At 69.3% G+C, this 16,693-nt stretch carries 18 protein-coding genes; 7 read left to right on the top strand and 11 right to left on the bottom strand.

The features are described 5' to 3' along the window. Positions 1 to 471: 471 nt before the first annotated feature. Positions 472 to 720: a hypothetical protein gene (locus tag ABVF28_RS14075; protein WP_104310170.1), complete on the top strand. Its 249-nt coding sequence runs from the start codon at positions 472 to 474 to the stop codon at positions 718 to 720. 512 nt (positions 721 to 1,232) lie between these two features. Here ABVF28_RS14075 and ABVF28_RS14080 read toward each other — a convergent pair. The 4 genes from ABVF28_RS14080 to ABVF28_RS14095 all read right to left on the bottom strand — a co-directional run bounded on the left by ABVF28_RS14080 (position 1,233) and on the right by ABVF28_RS14095 (position 5,941). Further along, positions 1,233 to 2,126, bottom strand: coding sequence for an NAD(P)H-dependent flavin oxidoreductase (locus ABVF28_RS14080; protein ID WP_371030952.1), 894 nt, complete (start codon positions 2,124 to 2,126; stop codon positions 1,233 to 1,235). An 18-nt stretch (positions 2,127 to 2,144) separates the two neighbouring features. After that, positions 2,145 to 2,780: a Type 1 glutamine amidotransferase-like domain-containing protein gene (locus ABVF28_RS14085; RefSeq protein WP_371030953.1), complete on the bottom strand. Its 636-nt coding sequence runs from the start codon at positions 2,778 to 2,780 to the stop codon at positions 2,145 to 2,147. A 64-nt stretch (positions 2,781 to 2,844) separates the two neighbouring features. Further along, positions 2,845 to 4,302: an amino acid permease gene (locus ABVF28_RS14090; protein ID WP_371030954.1), complete on the bottom strand. Its 1,458-nt coding sequence runs from the start codon at positions 4,300 to 4,302 to the stop codon at positions 2,845 to 2,847. Positions 4,303 to 4,393: 91 nt separating this feature from the next. After that, on the bottom strand, positions 4,394 to 5,941 hold the full coding sequence (locus tag ABVF28_RS14095) for an aminotransferase class I/II-fold pyridoxal phosphate-dependent enzyme (protein WP_371030955.1): 1,548 nt from the start codon (positions 5,939 to 5,941) through the stop codon (positions 4,394 to 4,396). A gap of 75 nt (positions 5,942 to 6,016) precedes the next feature. On the opposite strand from ABVF28_RS14095, the gene ABVF28_RS14100 reads away from it, so the two are divergent. Further along, the gene (locus ABVF28_RS14100; RefSeq protein WP_371030956.1) at positions 6,017 to 6,922 is read left to right on the top strand and encodes a LysR family transcriptional regulator; all 906 of its coding nucleotides are present in this window, start codon (positions 6,017 to 6,019) and stop codon (positions 6,920 to 6,922) included. Here ABVF28_RS14100 and ABVF28_RS14105 read toward each other — a convergent pair. From ABVF28_RS14105 to ABVF28_RS14115, 3 genes are read right to left on the bottom strand one after another with little or no spacing between them, the layout of a single operon-like run. Next, positions 6,888 to 7,400, bottom strand: coding sequence for an N-acetyltransferase family protein (locus tag ABVF28_RS14105; RefSeq protein WP_371030957.1), 513 nt, complete (start codon positions 7,398 to 7,400; stop codon positions 6,888 to 6,890). The two genes, ABVF28_RS14100 and ABVF28_RS14105, sit on opposite strands and share 35 nt — an antisense overlap. Before the next feature lie 31 nt (positions 7,401 to 7,431). Continuing rightward, the gene (locus ABVF28_RS14110; RefSeq protein WP_371030958.1) at positions 7,432 to 8,457 is read right to left on the bottom strand and encodes a lactonase family protein; all 1,026 of its coding nucleotides are present in this window, start codon (positions 8,455 to 8,457) and stop codon (positions 7,432 to 7,434) included. After that, the gene (locus tag ABVF28_RS14115; RefSeq protein WP_371030959.1) at positions 8,454 to 9,431 is read right to left on the bottom strand and encodes a Gfo/Idh/MocA family protein; all 978 of its coding nucleotides are present in this window, start codon (positions 9,429 to 9,431) and stop codon (positions 8,454 to 8,456) included. The genes ABVF28_RS14110 and ABVF28_RS14115 overlap by 4 nt, the downstream gene beginning before the upstream one ends. 302 nt (positions 9,432 to 9,733) lie before the next feature. Between ABVF28_RS14115 and ABVF28_RS14120 the strand changes: the two genes are divergently transcribed. Beyond that, positions 9,734 to 9,958, top strand: a complete 225-nt coding sequence (locus ABVF28_RS14120) for a hypothetical protein (RefSeq protein ID WP_104254665.1) — start codon at positions 9,734 to 9,736, stop codon at positions 9,956 to 9,958. Between the two features lie 4 nt (positions 9,959 to 9,962). On the opposite strand, the gene ABVF28_RS14125 is transcribed toward ABVF28_RS14120, so the two are convergent. Then, positions 9,963 to 11,492, bottom strand: a complete 1,530-nt coding sequence (locus ABVF28_RS14125; protein ID WP_371030960.1) for an RNB domain-containing ribonuclease — start codon at positions 11,490 to 11,492, stop codon at positions 9,963 to 9,965. A gap of 20 nt (positions 11,493 to 11,512) precedes the next feature. On the opposite strand from ABVF28_RS14125, the gene ABVF28_RS14130 reads away from it, so the two are divergent. The 4 genes from ABVF28_RS14130 (at position 11,513) to ABVF28_RS14145 (ending at position 14,675) form a co-directional block, all read left to right on the top strand. Next, positions 11,513 to 11,671, top strand: a complete 159-nt coding sequence (locus ABVF28_RS14130; RefSeq protein ID WP_371030961.1) for a hypothetical protein — start codon at positions 11,513 to 11,515, stop codon at positions 11,669 to 11,671. 56 nt (positions 11,672 to 11,727) lie between these two features. Further along, on the top strand, positions 11,728 to 12,783 hold the full coding sequence (locus tag ABVF28_RS14135; RefSeq protein WP_371030962.1) for a hypothetical protein: 1,056 nt from the start codon (positions 11,728 to 11,730) through the stop codon (positions 12,781 to 12,783). Positions 12,784 to 12,942: 159 nt separating this feature from the next. Beyond that, the gene (locus ABVF28_RS14140; RefSeq protein ID WP_371030963.1) at positions 12,943 to 14,028 is read left to right on the top strand and encodes a DUF4870 domain-containing protein; all 1,086 of its coding nucleotides are present in this window, start codon (positions 12,943 to 12,945) and stop codon (positions 14,026 to 14,028) included. A gap of 146 nt (positions 14,029 to 14,174) precedes the next feature. Continuing rightward, complete coding sequence (locus tag ABVF28_RS14145; protein WP_371030964.1) at positions 14,175 to 14,675, top strand: DUF5956 family protein; 501 nt, start codon at positions 14,175 to 14,177, stop codon at positions 14,673 to 14,675. Positions 14,676 to 14,977: 302 nt separating this feature from the next. On the opposite strand, the gene ABVF28_RS14150 is transcribed toward ABVF28_RS14145, so the two are convergent. The 3 genes from ABVF28_RS14150 to fabG all read right to left on the bottom strand — a co-directional run bounded on the left by ABVF28_RS14150 (position 14,978) and on the right by fabG (position 16,691). Further along, positions 14,978 to 15,364 (bottom strand): hypothetical protein, encoded by a 387-nt coding sequence (locus tag ABVF28_RS14150; RefSeq protein ID WP_371030965.1) that lies wholly within the window; start codon positions 15,362 to 15,364, stop codon positions 14,978 to 14,980. Between the two features lie 174 nt (positions 15,365 to 15,538). Then, positions 15,539 to 15,796 (bottom strand): hypothetical protein, encoded by a 258-nt coding sequence (locus ABVF28_RS14155; protein WP_371030966.1) that lies wholly within the window; start codon positions 15,794 to 15,796, stop codon positions 15,539 to 15,541. 94 nt (positions 15,797 to 15,890) lie between these two features. Beyond that, a complete protein-coding gene (gene fabG / locus ABVF28_RS14160; RefSeq protein WP_371030967.1) occupies positions 15,891 to 16,691 on the bottom strand; it encodes a 3-oxoacyl-ACP reductase FabG in 801 nt (266 codons plus the stop codon). Positions 16,692 to 16,693 lie beyond the last annotated feature (2 nt).

Below are 16,693 nucleotides of genomic sequence, written 5' to 3' on the forward strand. Positions count from 1 at the left end.
CGACGAGCTCGAACTTCGCGACGTCCCGATCGATGCCATCGAGCGCATCGTTCGCGAGGTGCGGAGTCACACGGCGGAATCCGGGGAGGACCCGCTGGATTCGTTCGGGACACCTCAGCAGTACGCGGACCATTTCGCGCCGCGGACCTGGACGCGCAGGGCTCTCTGGTGGATCGTCGCGCTCGCGGGGCTGCTGGGGGCGGGGGGCCGGGTTCCTCATCCTCAGCGGGATCTTCGGTCTGCTCGATTCCTCGGCTCAGCTGTGGGGGCTGCCTCCTGGCGTCCGCCTCGGGGGCGGGGTGCTGTGCCTGGCGGGGTTCATCGGTTTGCTGGTCTGGATGGCGGTGGGATCGCGCCGCCGCTCCGCGACGTGGCGGGTGCAGGAGTCGACCTGACGTCGCTTCGGCGAGCGACTCTGCCCTCCGGGTGCAGACTCACATTCGGTTCGGGTGAGAGTGCGAGACTGCCGCCATGACTGAGCAGACTCCCCACCACGTGACACTCGATCTGACCGACGAGGGACGCCACGCGGTCCTCATCGCCGCTCTTCAGGAGTACGCCGACGCCGCCCTCGACAGCGTTGAGCGCGACGAGAGCACGACTGCCGAGCGCGATCACTTCCAGATCATTGCGACCACCGCTCAAGGGCTCGTCGACGAGATCATGGCTGCTGGCGGACATGCTGTTCCGGTCGCGGCCCCGGATCTGTCATCGAGCTGACTCCACGGTCGCCCTACCGGCGACGACCTCCGATCACAGCTCGGGGGCACCTGAGCCGTAGCCGGTCTCGCGCTCGCGGGCTTCCCGGGCGTCATTCTCCAATTCCTGCTGGCGCCTCTCCTTGCGGCCGCTGGAGTAGCTGGAGAAGCCGACAATCGTGACGCACACTCCGGTGGCCACGTTCAGCCAGCTGGCGTTGCCGTGGCCAGGAGCACTGCCGAGACGATCGTGAACGCCGCGCCGACTATGAACAGGACCAGCCGAAGGTTCCGGCGTTCCGCTTGCTCTCATTGCGCATGGACTGCATGGACGGCACTGTAGCCGTCTCTCCCTCATGCTCGGGTTCTCGGTCGGGGTGCTGCCGCCCGGTTGAGAGGCACCGTCTCAAGGCTCCAGGGCATCCAGGATCGCGACGATCGGGCCTTCCTCGGCGTCGCGCCACCCTTGACCTGCCCAGAGGTTGACGAGCGTGCTGTCGCCCGCGGCCGTCGCGTTCGCGCGCATCGTGCGGGTCAGGTGGTGGAGCGCCGGGTACCCGACGGGCGCATCCCGTGGCTTTCGACGAAGGCGTTCACGAGCGCCCGTGCGGGGCGGCCGGTGAAGGCACGCGTGAGGGTCGTCTCGGTGTAGCGGTCATCCGCGAGTGCTGCCTTGTGCGTTGCGGATGCTCCACTCTCGTCGGAGAGAAGCACCGCGGTTCCGACCGCGACCAGGTCTGCGCCCGCGTCGAGCACGTCGCGCACCCGGTCGCGACGAGTGATACCACCCGATGCGATCAGCGGCAGGTCCGTGACCGTGCGCACGCGCTCGACGAGCGTCGCGAGCGGGACGTTCTCCGGGAAGGTGTCCGCATCCCAGACGCCGCTGTGACCGCCGGCGTCGTACCCCTGAACGGTGAGGGCATCGGCGCCGGCTGCTGCAGCCCGTCGAGCCTCGTCGACGGACGTCACCGTCTGGATCGTGAGGATCCCAGCGGTCTTCAGCCTCCGGAACACGTCCGGTGAGGGGAGCCCGAACGTGAAGCTCACCACCGGGGTTCGACTGTGGATGAGAGCATCCAGCTTCTCCGCCCATTCGTCGTCGTCTTCCAGCCTGGGCGCCATGGTCGCGGCGTCGTCGTGCGTGGACGCGTGCTGCCGGATGCGCTCCCAGTACGCGGCGTACCCCGCTTCGTCGATGGGGTGGGGGTTGGGGACGAAGAGATTGACACCGAATACCGGCACCCCTGCCTCGGTCACCTCAGCGATCTGCGCCTCCAGGGCCGCCGCTGTCTTGTACCCGCCAGCGAGCTGCGCGAAGTGTCCTGCTCTTGCGGCCGCGATGACGAGGGCGGGAGTGCTCGGACCGCCAGCCATGGGCGCGACGGCGATGCGCGTGAACGTGTCCAGGGGCGAGGGGAGGGGCATTGTCGAACCTTTCCGTGATCACCCTGTGGAGGGTGACTCGATCACTTTCGCACCAGTTCCAGTGGCGACGAGCGCCTGGTCATCGGCGAGGGGGAGCAACGGGTAGTCGGGGCCGTAGGCGCCCAGGGTTCTGCGGATCAGCTCCGGCGGGTAGGGCGGCAGCTGCCCGTCCGCGTGCGGGATGACCGTCTGCTCCACCAAGCCGAGGCCGGCGAGATCCGTGAGCGTCGGCCCATCCGCAGGATCATCCATCAGCGATGCAGGCGTGACGTCGGGCCCCGCGATGATCGACCCGGCGCTGGAGCCGACGTAGGGGAGCCCCGCTCGCACGAACCTGACCAGGGGCTCGTCGCAGCCGGAAACGCGCAGCCCCTCGAGGAGCGCGAAGGTGCTCCCACTGGCCACGTACACCGCATCCAGCCCTTCCAGCACGCGCTCGAACTCGGTCGGGTCCAAGTCGCGAACGGTGATCCCGACGATCTCATGGCCGAGCTTCGCCACCGAATCGCGTTCCGCTCGCACGAACGGAGCCTCCGCGAACGCCGCCTGAGCGTCGTCGATGTAGCCGAGGCGGAGCGGAGCTGCCCCACCAGTCGAGTCGGCGAGGAAGGGTGCCAGCGCACCCGTGCAGCGAGAAAGCAGCAGGATGTTCACGCCGGGAACGGTACCAGCCACCCCCGACAACGGCGCCGACCCGGTGTCCGCGACACGGGCCGCGCTACTCGTCCTCGTCGAGCGGATGCGCGATGGTCGGGATCGGAGCCGTCAGCGGTCGCCCTTCCCGCTGCAGCTTCCGCTTCTGCAGCTGCCAGAGCACGGTGAGGATGAGGAACCAGACGGGTGCTGCGAGGAACGGCAGGCGCGTGTCGTCGCCGTAGATGAGCGTGCCGGCAATGAACACGAAGAACGCGAGCACGAGCCAGGGGGCGACGCGTGCGAGCGGCATCTTGAACTTCGACGCGCGGTGCTTCTCGGGGTACCGCCGCAGGTACACGATGTAGCTCACGACGATGGAGCCCCACGTGAAGAGGATGAGCGTCGCGCACATCGACGAGACGAACGTGAAGGCGGCGATGACCTCGTCGCCCGCGAAGAGCAGCGGTATGGCGGAGAAGAGGAAGACGCAGGTGAAGAAGACGGCCTTCGTCGGCACGCCCTGCCTGCTGGTCGACGCGAACCCCTTCGGGGCGTGACCGTCCTTCGAGAGCCCGAAGAGCATCCGGGTGCCCGAGTACAGGCCGGAGTTGGCGCTCGACGCGGCCGAGCTGAGCACGACGAGCTGGATCGCGAACGCCGCGAGGCCGAAGCCGGCGATCGCGAGCGTCGACACGAAGGGGCTCTTGCCCGGCTCGATCTTGTCCCACGGCGTGACGCTCATGATGACGATGAGGGCGCCGACGTAGAAGATGAGGATGCGTGCGACGATCGAGTTGATGGCCTTCGGCAGCGTCTTGCGGGGGTTCTCGGTCTCGGCGGCGGCAGTGCCGACGAGCTCGACCCCGATGAACGAGAAGATGCCCATCTGGAAGCCGAGCACGAACCCGCTCGCGCCCATCGGGAACATCCCGCCGTGCTCCCAGAGGTTCGAGAGGGTCGCGGTGTCGCCGTCGGGGCTCTGGAATCGGGTGAGGATGAGCACGATGCCCACGGCGATGAGGCCCAGGATGGCGACGATCTTGATGATCGCGAACCAGAACTCGGTCTCACCGAACCACTTCACGGGCTGCAGGTTCAGGACCGTCAGCACGACAACCGCGATGAGGGCGGGCAGCCAGCTCGGGATGTCGGCGTTGAACCACTGCACGTACGCGGTGATGGCGACGATGTCGGCGACGCACGCGATGACCCACGAGAACCAGTAGTTCCAGGAGACGAAGAACCCGGCCCACGGGCCGAGCATGTCCTTCGCGATGTCGCCGAAGGTCTTGTAGTGGAGGTTCGAGAGCAGCAGCTCTCCGAGGGCGCGCATGATGAAGAAGACGAAGAACCCGATCACCATGTAGACGAAGATGATCGACGGCCCGGAGACGCTGATGAGCTTGCCGGAGCCGAGGAAGAGCCCCGTCCCGATGGCGCCGCCGATGGCGATGAGCTGCAGGTGGCGGTTCTTGAGGCCGCGCTGCATCTCGCCCTGCGGCGGTTTCGTGGCGGTTGTCGCGCTGGTTGTCGTGGACATGACACTCCCTTGTGCTGATGCCTTGATGCTGAAGTTGACTGCTGAGGTTGACGGCGGATCGAGGTCTGGCGGCCGCGCCACGGCCGCAGGGTCAGGCGACCACGCGGAACGTGCTGAGCTCTGCGTCGTTCGCGCCGCGGACGTACCCGGAGGGGGCGGCTCCCGTGTGCCGGAGGAAGTCGACGACCTCCTGGCTGAGGACCTCGCCGGGCAGCACGTTCGGCACACCTGGCGGGTAGGCGGCGAGGGAGTCCGCGGAGATGCGGCCGACCGCCTCCGTGTACGGCACCGTCTCGACGGGGCTGAAGAACGCGTCCGAGAGGCCCATGGCGCGCTCGCAGCTCGCGGGCAGCGAGACCGGGCGAACGGGCTCGACCTCCGCCTCCGGCAGCGCCTGCAGCGCACCCCACAGCCGCTCGACATCGACCCGCGCCGTCGCGCCGACGAGCACGAGCAGAGCTGACGGGGTCGACAGCTCGCAGTACACGCGGTGGTCGCGCAGCAGCTGGTAGTGCGCATCCGTGCCCGTGATGCCGGCGCCGCGCGTGTCGATGGCGATCTTGAAGGGGTCGTTCGCGATCGCATCCGGGCTCGCGAGGATGTCGGGTGTCGCGTCACGATAGCGGCGGTCGTCGTGCACGAGCCCGCGGATGCGCCGGGCGGCGGCGAGGGCCGCTTCGACCGCATCCGGCCGAGTCACCAGGTGCCTTCTCGCCTCGTCGAGCGAGGCGAGAAGGAGGGCGCTGCAACTCGTTGACTGGTACGAGCGCACGACCCGGTCGACGAGCGACTCGATGCGCCGCGCCTGCGGTCCGTGCCCGAGCTGCAGCATCGCCGACTGCGTGAGCGAGCCCGCCCCCTTGTGGGTGCTGGAGATGACGAGGTCGGCGCCGAGCCGCACCGCGTTGGTGGGCAGCTCCGCGTGCATCCCGAAGTGCGAGCCCCACGCCTCGTCGACGATGAGCGGCACCCCGTGCCCGTGCGCGACGTCGGCGATCGCGGCCACGTCGGCGACGGCGCCGAAGTAGCTCGGGGTGACGATGTAGACGGCCGCAGACTGGGGATGCTCGGCGAGGGTCGCAGCGACCTGCGCCGCGGTCACGCCGTGGGCCGCCCCCAGCCCGGAATCGACGGCCCCGTGCACGAAGTTGGGCGTCAGGCTGGTGTGGGTGATGCCGTCGATGACGCTCGAGTGCACGCTGCGCTGCACCGCGAACTCTGTGCCGAGGCCGCGCACGACGGTCGTCGCGACGTGGTTGCCGCCCGATGCGCCGTTGGTCGTGAACCAGACGCGACTCGCACCCCACGCATCCGCGGCGAGATCCTGGGCGCGCATGAGCGGGGTGACGCGGCCCGGCGTCGTGAGGCGCCACGTCTTCTGGTCGACGCCGCTGAAGAGCATGGGGAAGTCGAGGGTCAGCGCGTCGGCACCCACGAGGCTCGCCACGCCGGGCGCGTTCAGGGCCTTCGCATGGTGGGCTGGCACGTGCATCCGCTGCCAGTCGTGGGAGGCGAGGGAGCGGAGGGCGTCGGCGTACGGGGTCTCGAACTGCGCTCGCGGGATGTGCCGGTCGGCTGCCGCCGTGGTGTCGTCGTCCTGAGCAGCGCTGCTCGGGACGGGTGCGTAGAGGATGGACATGGGTTCAGGTTAGAAACGAAGTCAGGACGGCGATATAGCAGGATCCTGCCGCCAGTGACATACGGTCTATGTGTGATGAACCTCCAGCAGTTCCGGGTGCTCCTCGCCGTGCAGGAGCACGGGAGCCTGACGGGAGCGGCGAAGGCGCTGCAGTACGGGGTGCCGACGGTGACGCACCACCTGCGAAGCCTCGGGTCGCACCTCGGCGCCCGGCTCGTCGTGCGCGGGCGGCGCGGCACGTCCCTGACTCCGCTCGGGGAGTCGTTCGCCGCCGACATCGCGCAAGCGGTCGCGCGCATCGACTGGGCGGAGCAGGTGGTCGCCGACCAGCGCGACGCCGGCGTCGTCACCCTTCGAGTCGGCACGTTCGCGTCGATGGGGTCGCGCCTGCTGCCCGCCGCGATCGCCGCCCTGCAGAAGCGCACGTCGGTGCGCGTCGAGGTCGTCGAGGGGGAGCCGACCGAGGTCGTGCGGATGCTGAGGAGCGGCGAGGTGCACGCGGGGCTCATCTTCGACGTGTCCGTCGAGCCCGCGTTCGTCGTCCCCGATCTCGTGCTGCAGCGGCTGCTCACGGAGCCGTACCGCGTCATGGTTGCGCGCGACAGCGAGTGGGCGGCGCGGGAAAGCATCGACTTCGCTGACCTGCGGGAGGTGCCGTGGGTGTTCAGCCGCAGCAACGACGAAGCATCCGACCGCGTGCTTCGCCGCGTCGGCCAGTCGCTCGGCTACCCCGTCCGCGAGCTGATGCGCACCGACGACCTCTACATGATCCATGGCCTCGTCGCCGAAGGGCTCGGCTTCGCCCTCTCGACGGATGCCGCCATCGACCCCGACTTCGACGTCGTGCTTCGCCCCGCCGTGCAGGACCTGGGGGAGCGGCACGTGTCGTTTGTCACCCGCCGGGGATCCGTGCCGAAAGCTGCGGGCTGGCTCGCGGAGATCCTGCTCAGCGGCCGAGCGCCCGCAGCGGATCGCCCGTGAGTCGGAACGTGTCCCACTCATTCATCGGGAACGCCCCGAGGGTCCTGTAGAACCCGATCGACGGCTCGTTCCACTTCAGCACCGACCACTCGAGGCGCCGGTACCCCTTCGCGACGCACTCCTGCGCAAGCGAGCCGAGCAGCGCCTTCCCGATGCCCCCACCGCGCGCATCCTCCCGCACGTAGAGGTCCTCCAGCCAGATGCCGTGCTCGCCCTCCCACGTCGAGTAGCTCAGGAACCAGATGGCGATGCCGTCGAGGCGCGCGGGGTCGGTGCCGGCCCTGGCCCCGGTCTCGTGCGGCGCTTCCGCGACCGTCGCGAAGACCGCCGGGTTCTCGCCGAAGAAGCTCCGATGGAGCTGCTCCTCGGTGGTCTTGACCGCGTCCGGTTCGCGTTCGTAGACCGCGAGCCCGCGGATGAGGTCCAGGATCTGCGGGACGTCGGCGGGAACAGCAGGGCGGATGATCGGCTCGGTCACGGCACGACGCTAACAGCCGGTGTGCCAGGCGTCAGACCCAGCGCACCCAGTTCGCGCCGCTGCCGGTCTCGACCTGCTGCAGCTCGGTGAGGTGGTTGCCACGGACCTCGTACAGCGACACCTGCGTGGAACCCTCGCCCGCGGCGACGAGGAAGTGGCCGTCGGGGCTCATCCCGAAGCCTCTCGGCTGCTGCTGCGTGACTGTGAACGCGTGCGCGTCCTCGAGTGAGCCGTCCTCGGAGACCTTGAGGGGCGCGAGCGTGCTCGTCGTGCGCTCCGAGGTCCAGAGGAACTGCTCGTCCGCACCCCAGTGCACGTCAGCACCCCAGATGGAACGGGGCTCGAGCGGATTCGCACCGAGAGTTCCCCGCTGGAGGCCTTGGAGTGCGTCCGCGAAGCTCGCCGCGTCGACGAGCGACAGGATGCCCGTGGCCTGGTCGCGCGCGAAGCGCAGCACCTCGCCGCTGAACTCGGTGATCGCGTAGGCGTCGGTCTCCGCGCCGTTGAGCACGATGTGGCGGGGCCCGCTGCCGGCCGGTGCTGCCGCACCGACGGGGTCGAGCGGCTCGAGCTCGAGGTCGTCCGTGATCGCGTACTGCCCCACGAGGTCGTCGCCGAGCGAGACGAAGTACGCGAAGCGGCCGTCGCTGCTCGGGGCCACCGAATGGAGGTGCAGGTGCTCGACGACGGCCGTCGGCTCGCCGACCTCGCCGTCATCGACCGGCGCGATGAGGCCGTAGTTCGCCGAGTACGCGGCACCGAGCAGCGCGGACCCGTTCTTCGTGAGCGCAACGTAGTTGAGGCCACCGCGGGGCGTATCGCGCCGCGAGACCTGCGTCAGCTCGCCAGACTCACGGTCGAGGCGCAGCGTCACGATGCCCGCCGGGCTGCCCTTCACCGAGGCGTAGACGAAGTCTCGGTCGGTGTCGACGACGAAGTTCGAGCATCCGGTCAGCCCGGAAGCGACGGAGAGCCGTTCGAGGGCGGTGCCGTCGAAGCGGAAGACCGAGATCGAGCCTTCGCCGGCGTTCGCGACGAGTACGAGTTGGGTGGTCATGCAGTCTCCTTCTGTGGTGCTGTGGCCGCGCGCGCAGCCACGACGACGGAGAGCACGTCGGCGCTGTGGTCGAGACGACGGTCTCGCGCGTCTGTGTCGTGCTCGCGGATGATGCGCTCGAATTCCTGGAACTCCTCCACCATGCGGTGCGGGTACTTCGTGAGGTCGACCTGCGCGGCGGCGCCGCCTCGGGTCGCGTAGCTCACGGAGGCCATGACGTTCGGCGGGCCGTCGACGACGATCCAGCCGTCCTCACCCTGGATCTTGCTGCGGATGGGGCCGTCAGAGTCCTTCGCGCAGACGCACACGGCCGTGGTGTCGCCGTAGTCGAGGACCAGCACGCCGGACGTGTCGACGCCGCGCTGCACGTTCGGCGTGTAGCTGACGTGCTTCGGCCTGCCGAGCAGCCCGACGACGAAGTGGATGGCGTAGATGCCGAGGTCCATGAGCGCTCCGCCGCCCTGCGCGGGGTCGAAGGCCGGCAGCACGGTGCCCTCGCGGAAGGCGTCATAGCGGGAGGAGTACTGCGAGTAGTCCGACTGGATGAGCTTGACCTTGCCGACCAGGTCGAGGTGCTCTCTGATCCAGCGGTAGTTCGCGAGGTACTGCGTCGTGATGGCCTCGATGAGGATAAGGTCGCGTTCCGTCGCGAGGGCGCGCAGCTCCTGCAGCTCCGATTCCTCGAGCACGAACGGCTTCTCGCAGATGACGTGCTTCCCGGCCTCGAGCGCCTTGCGGGAGACCTCGAAGTGCAGGGAGTTGGGCACGGCGACCCAGACCGTGTCGACGGACGCGTCAGCGAGGCACTCGTCGAGGTCCGTGTAGACCCGCTCGATGCCGAACTGCGTCTTGAGCTCTTCGAGACGCTCGCGACGGCGACCGGAGATCGCGGCGAGCTCGAGCCCGGGGACGTCGGCCACGTGGGGAAGGAAGTCGGCGACGATCTGCCCGGCGCCGATCACAGCGAGCCTCATCGGCGGGTCCTCGGCTGCGTGGCGCGCGTGGGGGAGATCGTGGGATGCACGCTGTCGATCCTATTCGGGGCGCGACCCGTGCTGGTCGTCCGCGCGCGTTCGCGGGTTGTCGTAGCACCGCCGCCTGCGAACGCGGGCGAGATCGCGGAGGAAACATCCAGGGCCTCGCCGCGTTGCCCGCCACCGCGGGGAGGGGAGTTCTCCCCGCCTCCCGCTCGGGCGCTGCAGTGCCCGTGCATCCCAATCTGCGGGTCTACGCTCGCCGGCATCCCGGACCAGCCGGGCCTGTCGAAGGAGTTCTCATGCGTCGAATCGCCTCAAGCATCACCGCAGCCCTCTTCGCCGTCGGCATCGCCGTCTCCGCCCCGGCGATCGCGAACGCTGGCACCGAGCAGATGTACTGGACCGGCGGATCTCTCGCCGACTGCCAGGCAGTGCAGCGCACGTACATCAGCTCGTGGACGAAGATCACCGAGTCCTGCCACCGCAACGGCAACGGCTACTCGTTCACCTGGGCCTCGCTGTAGGCATCTAGCCGCGGCGGGGTGCCGGGCCCGGCGAGACGACGCTGAGTGTGACCGTCCGCTTGTCCGGGTCGACCGACTCGACGCGAACCACGACCGGGGCGCCCAGCTCGAGCGCCGAGGCGTCGCCTACGACCCTCGCCCTCACCGCCGGATCGCGAAGCAGCACGGTCGCCTTCGCCCGTCGCTCCGTGGCTTCACCGGTCGGTGAGGACTCGACGACGATCCCGTCGAGCTCCTCGCCGACCAGTGGTCCGAGCAGCACTGCCTCGAGCAGGTCGACGGTTCCTCGCTCGTACGCGTTCGCGCGCTGCGACCCCGCTGCCATCTCAGCCGGGAGCGCGCCGAGCGCATCCACCACCCAGGACGGCACCTCTCGGCCGGCGCAGAACGCCAGCGCGATCTCGCTGCCGTACCGGTCGACGAGGCGTCGGAGGGGCGCCGTGACGTGCGCGTACTCGGCCGCGATAGCGCTGTGCGATGCGCCGCGCGGGACCTCAGGGTTCGTCGGCGTTCCGAACGCCACGTATCCCGCGCCGCGGAACAGTCGGGTCGCCTCGGTCGCGAACGCCGCGTATTCGGGACGCGACGTGTCGACGGTTCGCACGAAGTCGGCGTAGGAGGAGCTCGGGGTCCAGTCGAACCCGAGGGCCGTGGCGACACGGCGTAGGCGCTCGACATCTTCGGGGCGAGCCTCGTCGAGGGTGCGCCAGATGCCGACTCCGGCGAGGCGATGCATCCTCGCCGCGGCGATGCCGGTGAGGAGTGACAGCTGCGCGTTGAACTCCTCGCTCGCCAGCGGCTCGCGCAGCACCAGCCGGTAGCGGGTCCCGTCTTCGCTGCGCTCGATCTCCTGGTCTGGGACCTCGAGCGTTGCGCCCCCGCGCTTGAACTGGGCGTCGATGCGCAGCTGACCCACCTCGGCGAGCAGCTGCAGCAGCTCGTCGGCGGTTCCGTCGTCGAGCTGTCGCTGCACCGACGCGTAGTCGAGCTGCGCCCGCGAACGGACCACGGATCGACGTACGTCGATGTCGTCGAGCAGCTCACCCGACGCGTCGAGCCGCATCCGCCACACCACTGCCGGTCTATCGACGTCGGGGAGCAGGCTCGCGCCACCCTCGCTGAGGACGGCCGGATGCAGGCCGAAACGGCCGTCGGGGCCGTACACGGTGAGGGCGCGCCGGTGGGTCTCGGCGTCGAGCGCGCCACCCGGCTCGACGAACGAGGCGACGTCGGCGATCGCGTAGAACACCTCGAACCCGGCGGGTTCAGCGTCGGCTGCCGCGACGCGTCGGAGGAAGAAGGCCTGGTCGAGGTCGCGGGATCCGACGGGGTCGAGGGTCACGAAGGGCAGGTCGCGGAGGTCCTGCCTGGCGGAGTCTGGTCCGGCGTCGAACTCGCGTGCCGCAGCGGCCTGGGCCTCGAGCAGCGCGTCGGCGGGGTAGTCGACGGGGATCTCGAGTTCGGTGCGCAGCCGCTCAAGGTACGGGGCGAGCACATCGGCGGCCGCGCCGGCCTGCACCGCGCGCTTGCTCATCGGGTGCTCAACTCCGGAGCGTGGACTCGGCTGTTCGACTGCATAGCGTCAACGTAGCCGGTGCCGCCGACATCCGAGCCGAGCATGCATCCCGCGCCGAAGCCACCTCACCTCTCGATCTCGCCCCCGTCCGCCTCGCGGCTGGCACCGACCGGCGTGACGCGGCCGCAACGCTCTGAGCGGAACCGGATGCGCCCCATACGTTTTCCATAGAACGGTGGGTCACGATAAGCGCATGGTTGACTTCAACAAGATTCTCGGCGCGGCCTCCAAGGCCCTCGGCAACTCCGGTGGCTCCAGCAACTCCGGCAACCGGGGCGGCGGGAAGAGCGGCTCCGGGGACTGGAAGGACATGGTCCGCAAGGTCGCCGACCAGGTGACCGGCGACGGTCAGCAGTCGCGCGGCCAGCAGGGCTACCAGAACCAGCAGGGCCACCCGGGGCAGGCGCCCCAGTACGGCCAGTCCGGCCAGCAGGGCCAGTACGACCAGCGGCCGCCGAGCGCACCGAGCTACGGCTCACGACCCGGCGCGAGCGCCGGGTCGGGAAGCGCCGCCGACAAGGCGGCCATCGCGAAGTACGACTACCTCCTCAAGACGGCTGCGCCCGATCAGCTCGAGCAGGCCCACCGTGAGGCGTTCCAGCGCCTCACGCCTGAGCAGCGCGACCAGGTGCGCGAGCGCCTGAGCGCCGAGTCCGGCCCGTACGACTGCCCCCAGTCGAGCTCACCAGACGACCTGGCGCGCGCCGCGACACGCGGAGAAGTGCAACGGCCCGGCTTCATGGCGAAGGTGCTCGGCGCGGGCAAGCGCATCGCCTCCTCGCGTGGCGGGGGCAACTTCACTCCCGGTTCCAGCCGTGGGGGCTCCTCCCGCTTCGGCCGAGGGATGGGCGTCGCGGGGGCCGGAGCGGCTGCGGCCGGTGCGGGAGCGCTCGGCGGCATCGCGCTCGGCGTCGTCGGGGGCGCCGTGGCGAGCTCCGTCGCCCTGCCTCTGCTCGGCGACGCGATGGCATCCGGTATCGACTTCGACGGCATCGCCGCGTCCGGCATCGAGGGCTTCGAGGGGCTCACCGCCGACCTCGGGGAGTTCGGCGGCATCGGCGAGACCGTCTCCGGTCTCAGCGAGCAGGCTTCGGGCCTCGGCGACCAGGTGAGCGGCTTCGGCGACCAGTTCGCCGGTGCGGGTGAGCAGCTCTCAGGAGCCGGCGATCAGTTCCTCGGCGGCGTCGAGGAGCAGGCAGGCAACTTCGGCTTCGACATCCCCGGCCTCGGAGACCTGTTCGGCAAGTAGCTCACGCCTCCTCGGGGGTTTCACGCCTGGTGCTGACCAACTCCCGTGATGGATGAGCGTTCGCGCTGCCCCTGAGCTTGCGATCCGCGCATCCATCACAGAAGTTGGCCCCGATGCCCGCGACCCCGAGCCGCGGGCATCGGCCGTTAGGCTCGGATGATGGCGAACCGCAGCTATCTCTACGTTGTCGACGAGATCCCAGGTCAGGGGGCCCCTCTCACGCGAGTCACCGGTCTCTCGGAGTGGAAGTGGGATGTGCCGCCTGTGCACGAGCTGCTCGTCTCCGGGTCCGGCCGCCTCGTTCCCTCGACGATCTGGGATGCGCCTGCCATGGCCATCCTCGGCGACTACGACCAGGGCGTCGCCAACCTCGAGCGTCTCTTCGCGCAGCTCCCGCACGACGAGGAGACGCAGCGACAGATCGCCGAGGCGCGCAACGCGCTGAACGACCCCGCGAACCGCGGTCGCTACCTGCTGCTCGAGGTCGCCGAGATCCACGTGCTGGGTGTCACGGACGACGACAACCCCTTCCCGGAGATGCTGACCGAGGCGCAGGGCATGGTCCACGACGACGAGGCGAGCGTGGACTCGCTCATCCGCTACGCGCTCGGGCTTCCCGCCGAGAAGCGCCCGCAGCTCACCGGCTCCGGGTCGTGGGCCAGCAACCTGTACTTCGCGCCATCCGGGGCACCGCAGCAGGAGCCTGCCGCGGTACCGGATGCAGTGCCCGAGGCCCAGCCGGCACCGCCGGCCGCCGCGCAGTACGCAGCGCAGGCACAGCAGCAGGCACCGCAGTTCCCGCCACCGACGGGCCAGCCCCAGCAGGTTCTCCTCGTCAGGCCTCTCGCGAACGGGGCCGTGCAGTGGGGCGTCGGGCTGCTCGCGCTTATCCCGTTCCCGTTCGTGAGTGCCATCGTCGCGGGAATCGTCATGACGGCGGTCGGACGGTCGCGCGCACCGGCGACCGAGGCCGGGGAGCGGAACCGGACGAACGCCGCCAACTGGGGAATCACCTACCTGATCTCCTCGGTCATCCTCATCGCGCTGCACATCGCGTTCCTCTTCACCTTCGACGACGAGTACTCGTCGACGTTCTACCCGATCGGCATCCCCATCACCATCTGGTTCGCACTCTCGGTGACGCACGTCGTGCTCTCGATCGTCGGCCTCGTGAAGGCCTCGCGGGGCGTCGTGTTCAAGCCCATCGCGCTGCCGTTCTTCAGCCCCCGCGCTCGCCTCTGGTGAGTCGCACGCGCTGACGCTCCCCAGCGTGGGGCTCGTGCTCGTACCCGTCGTGGACTCGGCGGCGTGGCGGATGCGCGACAATAGCCTGCAGCACCGTCGGCTCGAGTCGGCGCGTGCACGGGGAATTCAGGCTGGGGGGCCGAGATATGCCGATCAATGACACCGAGGTGATGCTCGCGGCGCGGGACGCGCTGCCGAGCTGGTCGTGGGACGACTTCGCGAAGGAGCCGCCGCAGACAGTGGAGCTCATGCGGCTCGATCCGAACGGGTGGCACGCGCTCATCGCCTACCTCGCGGGGCCGAGCTGGGTGTACCAGGAGCCTGCTCGCTACGATCCGGTCGACGAGACCGGCGGCGTGCGGCGCGTAGATGCGTCCACGGCTGGCACCTTCTCGGGCGATGCGGACGTCACCGGCGACCACGACGAGATGGCCCGATACCTGGTGGACGCCGGAGTGCCCGAGCCGCCTCGAGGGGTGCAGTGGATGCTCTGCCTCCCCGACGGGGTCACCGAGTGGGAACTCGAACACGCGTGCCGACTCGCTGTGCACAACATCGATCCGGCAGATCGCCGCCGGAGCGCTCTCGAGGTGCACGCCGCCCTGCGGGTGCTTCTGAACGGAAGGATGACGCCGCTGTCCTGGTGACCACCTCCCGGCGAAGATGCGGCGGCAGCTCAGTCGATCTCGTGCGAAGCCGGCGACTGCAACCCAGGCTGCTGGGGTGCATCCTGGGTCCGCAGGTACTTGCGCAGCGCCTTGATGGCAAGGACGAGGGCCCAGACCGCGAGCACTGCGACGACCGTCGCCAGCGCTAGCGGGACGACCGCCAGGAGTGCGTGAACGAATCGGGTCGGCGGGGGCGACGTCGGGGCCCGTCAATCTCGCGTGACGGACCCCGACGGCTCACTCATCCGCTTCCAGGAGAACCTGGGGCGGAGAACAGCTGACTAGTTCTGCGTGACCGCGGGCGCCTGGCGGCCGCGGCGGGCGGCGATGAACGAGCGCACGCCGGCCGTGATGAGCGCGACGAGCAGGACCAGCATGATCGTGCTGCTGATGATCGCGCCCGGGCGCTCGGCCGTGCCAGCGAAGAGGTCGCCGAGCTGAGCGACGTTCATGAGCGAGCCGAGGGCGCCCAGCAGTGCTACGGCGAGCGCGCCGTGGATGGCGTGCTTGCGGAGCTTGGGGTTGCGGGCGATGAGGCCTGCGATCACGAGCAGGACGCCGACTGCTGCTGGGATGAGGGCCGTGAGGCTGCCGGTGTCGCTGACGAAGTACGCGACGGCACCCGTCACGACGAGGAGGGCACCGATGAGGATGGTGAAGAGAGGCATGCGGGATGGGATCCAATCTCGCGGTAGGCCAGCGGCATCCCAGGCGGACCGCTTCGCGCGGGCTCTGCCCTGGCGCGTGACGGCCGGCGACGGGGGAGTCGCTGGTCGTTGGTGTCTGGTCCCGCCAACTTTACCAGTCGGTCGGTTTCGACCCGCAGTCTGGAACCCAGATCGTCAGCGGGCTGCGCCCTCGATCGCGTCGCGCCCGGACTCGCGCGATTCGAACGCGCCGAGGAAGGTGCCCTGGCCGTCGTGGGCGCGGAACTCTCCTTGGACGAGCTCGACGAAACCGGCGAAGTCGTCACCCGTCGGGGTCTCGCGCATGGCAACCCAGAGGCCGTTCGCGGGTGAGAGCCAGCGCAGTAGTCGGCGAGGGGTCGCCTCCACTGCCGACTGAGGTGCCGACGGTCGGGGGATCTCGAGCAGGCTCATGGGGTTCCTCGGTTCGGAGTGGTTGGCCGGATAGTTAGGCTAGCTAGCTATTCCTGGGAGTGGGCATAGGGTTGTCTGAGGGCGGTGCTGCGGATCAGGCAACGGCGTCGGGTGATTCGGGGAGCGTCTGTCCGCCATCGACTACGATCGTCTGACCGGTGATGAATGCGGCTTCCCTGCTCGCGAGGAACGCCGCCGCGAAGCCGATCTCCTCCGCGCGGCCGAGTCTCCGCAGCGGCACGGCCGACGTCATCGACGCGAGGTACTGCTCGCCCATCTCCTCGAGTCCAGCTGATTCGACGTTGCCTGGCAGCACGGCGTTGACGGTGATCGCGTGCTTGGCGAGCTCGATCGCCGCCGTGCGCATGAAGCCCAGCTGGGCCGCTTTGGACGCGCCGTAGTGCGACCATCCCGGGTAGCCGGTGATCGGGCCCGTGATGGATGAGGTCATGACGACCCGGCCGCGCCCCGATTCCTGCAAGGCGGGAAGGCACGCCTGGACGGCATAGATCGTTCCCTTCACGTTCGTGTCGAGCACCTCGTCGAGCTGTGCCGGCGTCATCGTGGCGAGCTCGGCCTGCGGGAAGATGCCAGCGTTGGCGCACAGCACATCGATACCGCCGAGCAGATTGGTAGCGGATGCGGCCAGGGCACGGCACGACTCCGGGTCGGCGACGTCGACCGTGAGTCCGACCACGCGCCCCGGTGCCTCCGAAGCCGCAAGCTCCTCGAGCGACGCGACGGCCGCATCCACTCCCGTCTGAGAGCGGCCAGCGACGGCAACGCGCGCGCCCGCCTGCACGAACACGCTGGCGATGCCGAAGCCGATGCCCTTCGTGCCGCCCGTGATGACGACGCGGGTATCGGACAGGTCGAAAAGTGGTGCAGCTGGCATGG

Origin of the sequence: Pseudoclavibacter sp. JSM 162008, assembly GCF_041366455.1 — a bacterium.
Taxonomy (GTDB): domain Bacteria; phylum Actinomycetota; class Actinomycetes; order Actinomycetales; family Microbacteriaceae; genus Pseudoclavibacter.

Coding starts and splice junctions, on each gene's coding strand:
- ABVF28_RS14075 (WP_104310170.1), top strand. CDS start 472: ATGACTGAGCAGACTCCCCACCACGTGACACTCGATCTGACCGACGAG.
- ABVF28_RS14080 (WP_371030952.1), bottom strand. CDS start 2,126: ATGCCCCTCCCCTCGCCCCTGGACACGTTCACGCGCATCGCCGTCGCG.
- ABVF28_RS14090 (WP_371030954.1), bottom strand. CDS start 4,302: ATGTCCACGACAACCAGCGCGACAACCGCCACGAAACCGCCGCAGGGC.
- ABVF28_RS14095 (WP_371030955.1), bottom strand. CDS start 5,941: ATGTCCATCCTCTACGCACCCGTCCCGAGCAGCGCTGCTCAGGACGAC.
- ABVF28_RS14100 (WP_371030956.1), top strand. CDS start 6,017: ATGAACCTCCAGCAGTTCCGGGTGCTCCTCGCCGTGCAGGAGCACGGG.
- ABVF28_RS14110 (WP_371030958.1), bottom strand. CDS start 8,457: ATGACCACCCAACTCGTACTCGTCGCGAACGCCGGCGAAGGCTCGATC.
- ABVF28_RS14115 (WP_371030959.1), bottom strand. CDS start 9,431: ATGAGGCTCGCTGTGATCGGCGCCGGGCAGATCGTCGCCGACTTCCTT.
- ABVF28_RS14120 (WP_104254665.1), top strand. CDS start 9,734: ATGCGTCGAATCGCCTCAAGCATCACCGCAGCCCTCTTCGCCGTCGGC.
- ABVF28_RS14125 (WP_371030960.1), bottom strand. CDS start 11,492: ATGAGCAAGCGCGCGGTGCAGGCCGGCGCGGCCGCCGATGTGCTCGCC.
- ABVF28_RS14135 (WP_371030962.1), top strand. CDS start 11,728: ATGGTTGACTTCAACAAGATTCTCGGCGCGGCCTCCAAGGCCCTCGGC.
- ABVF28_RS14140 (WP_371030963.1), top strand. CDS start 12,943: ATGGCGAACCGCAGCTATCTCTACGTTGTCGACGAGATCCCAGGTCAG.
- ABVF28_RS14145 (WP_371030964.1), top strand. CDS start 14,175: ATGCCGATCAATGACACCGAGGTGATGCTCGCGGCGCGGGACGCGCTG.
- ABVF28_RS14150 (WP_371030965.1), bottom strand. CDS start 15,364: ATGCCTCTCTTCACCATCCTCATCGGTGCCCTCCTCGTCGTGACGGGT.
- ABVF28_RS14155 (WP_371030966.1), bottom strand. CDS start 15,796: ATGAGCCTGCTCGAGATCCCCCGACCGTCGGCACCTCAGTCGGCAGTG.
- fabG (WP_371030967.1), bottom strand. CDS start 16,691: ATGCCAGCTGCACCACTTTTCGACCTGTCCGATACCCGCGTCGTCATC.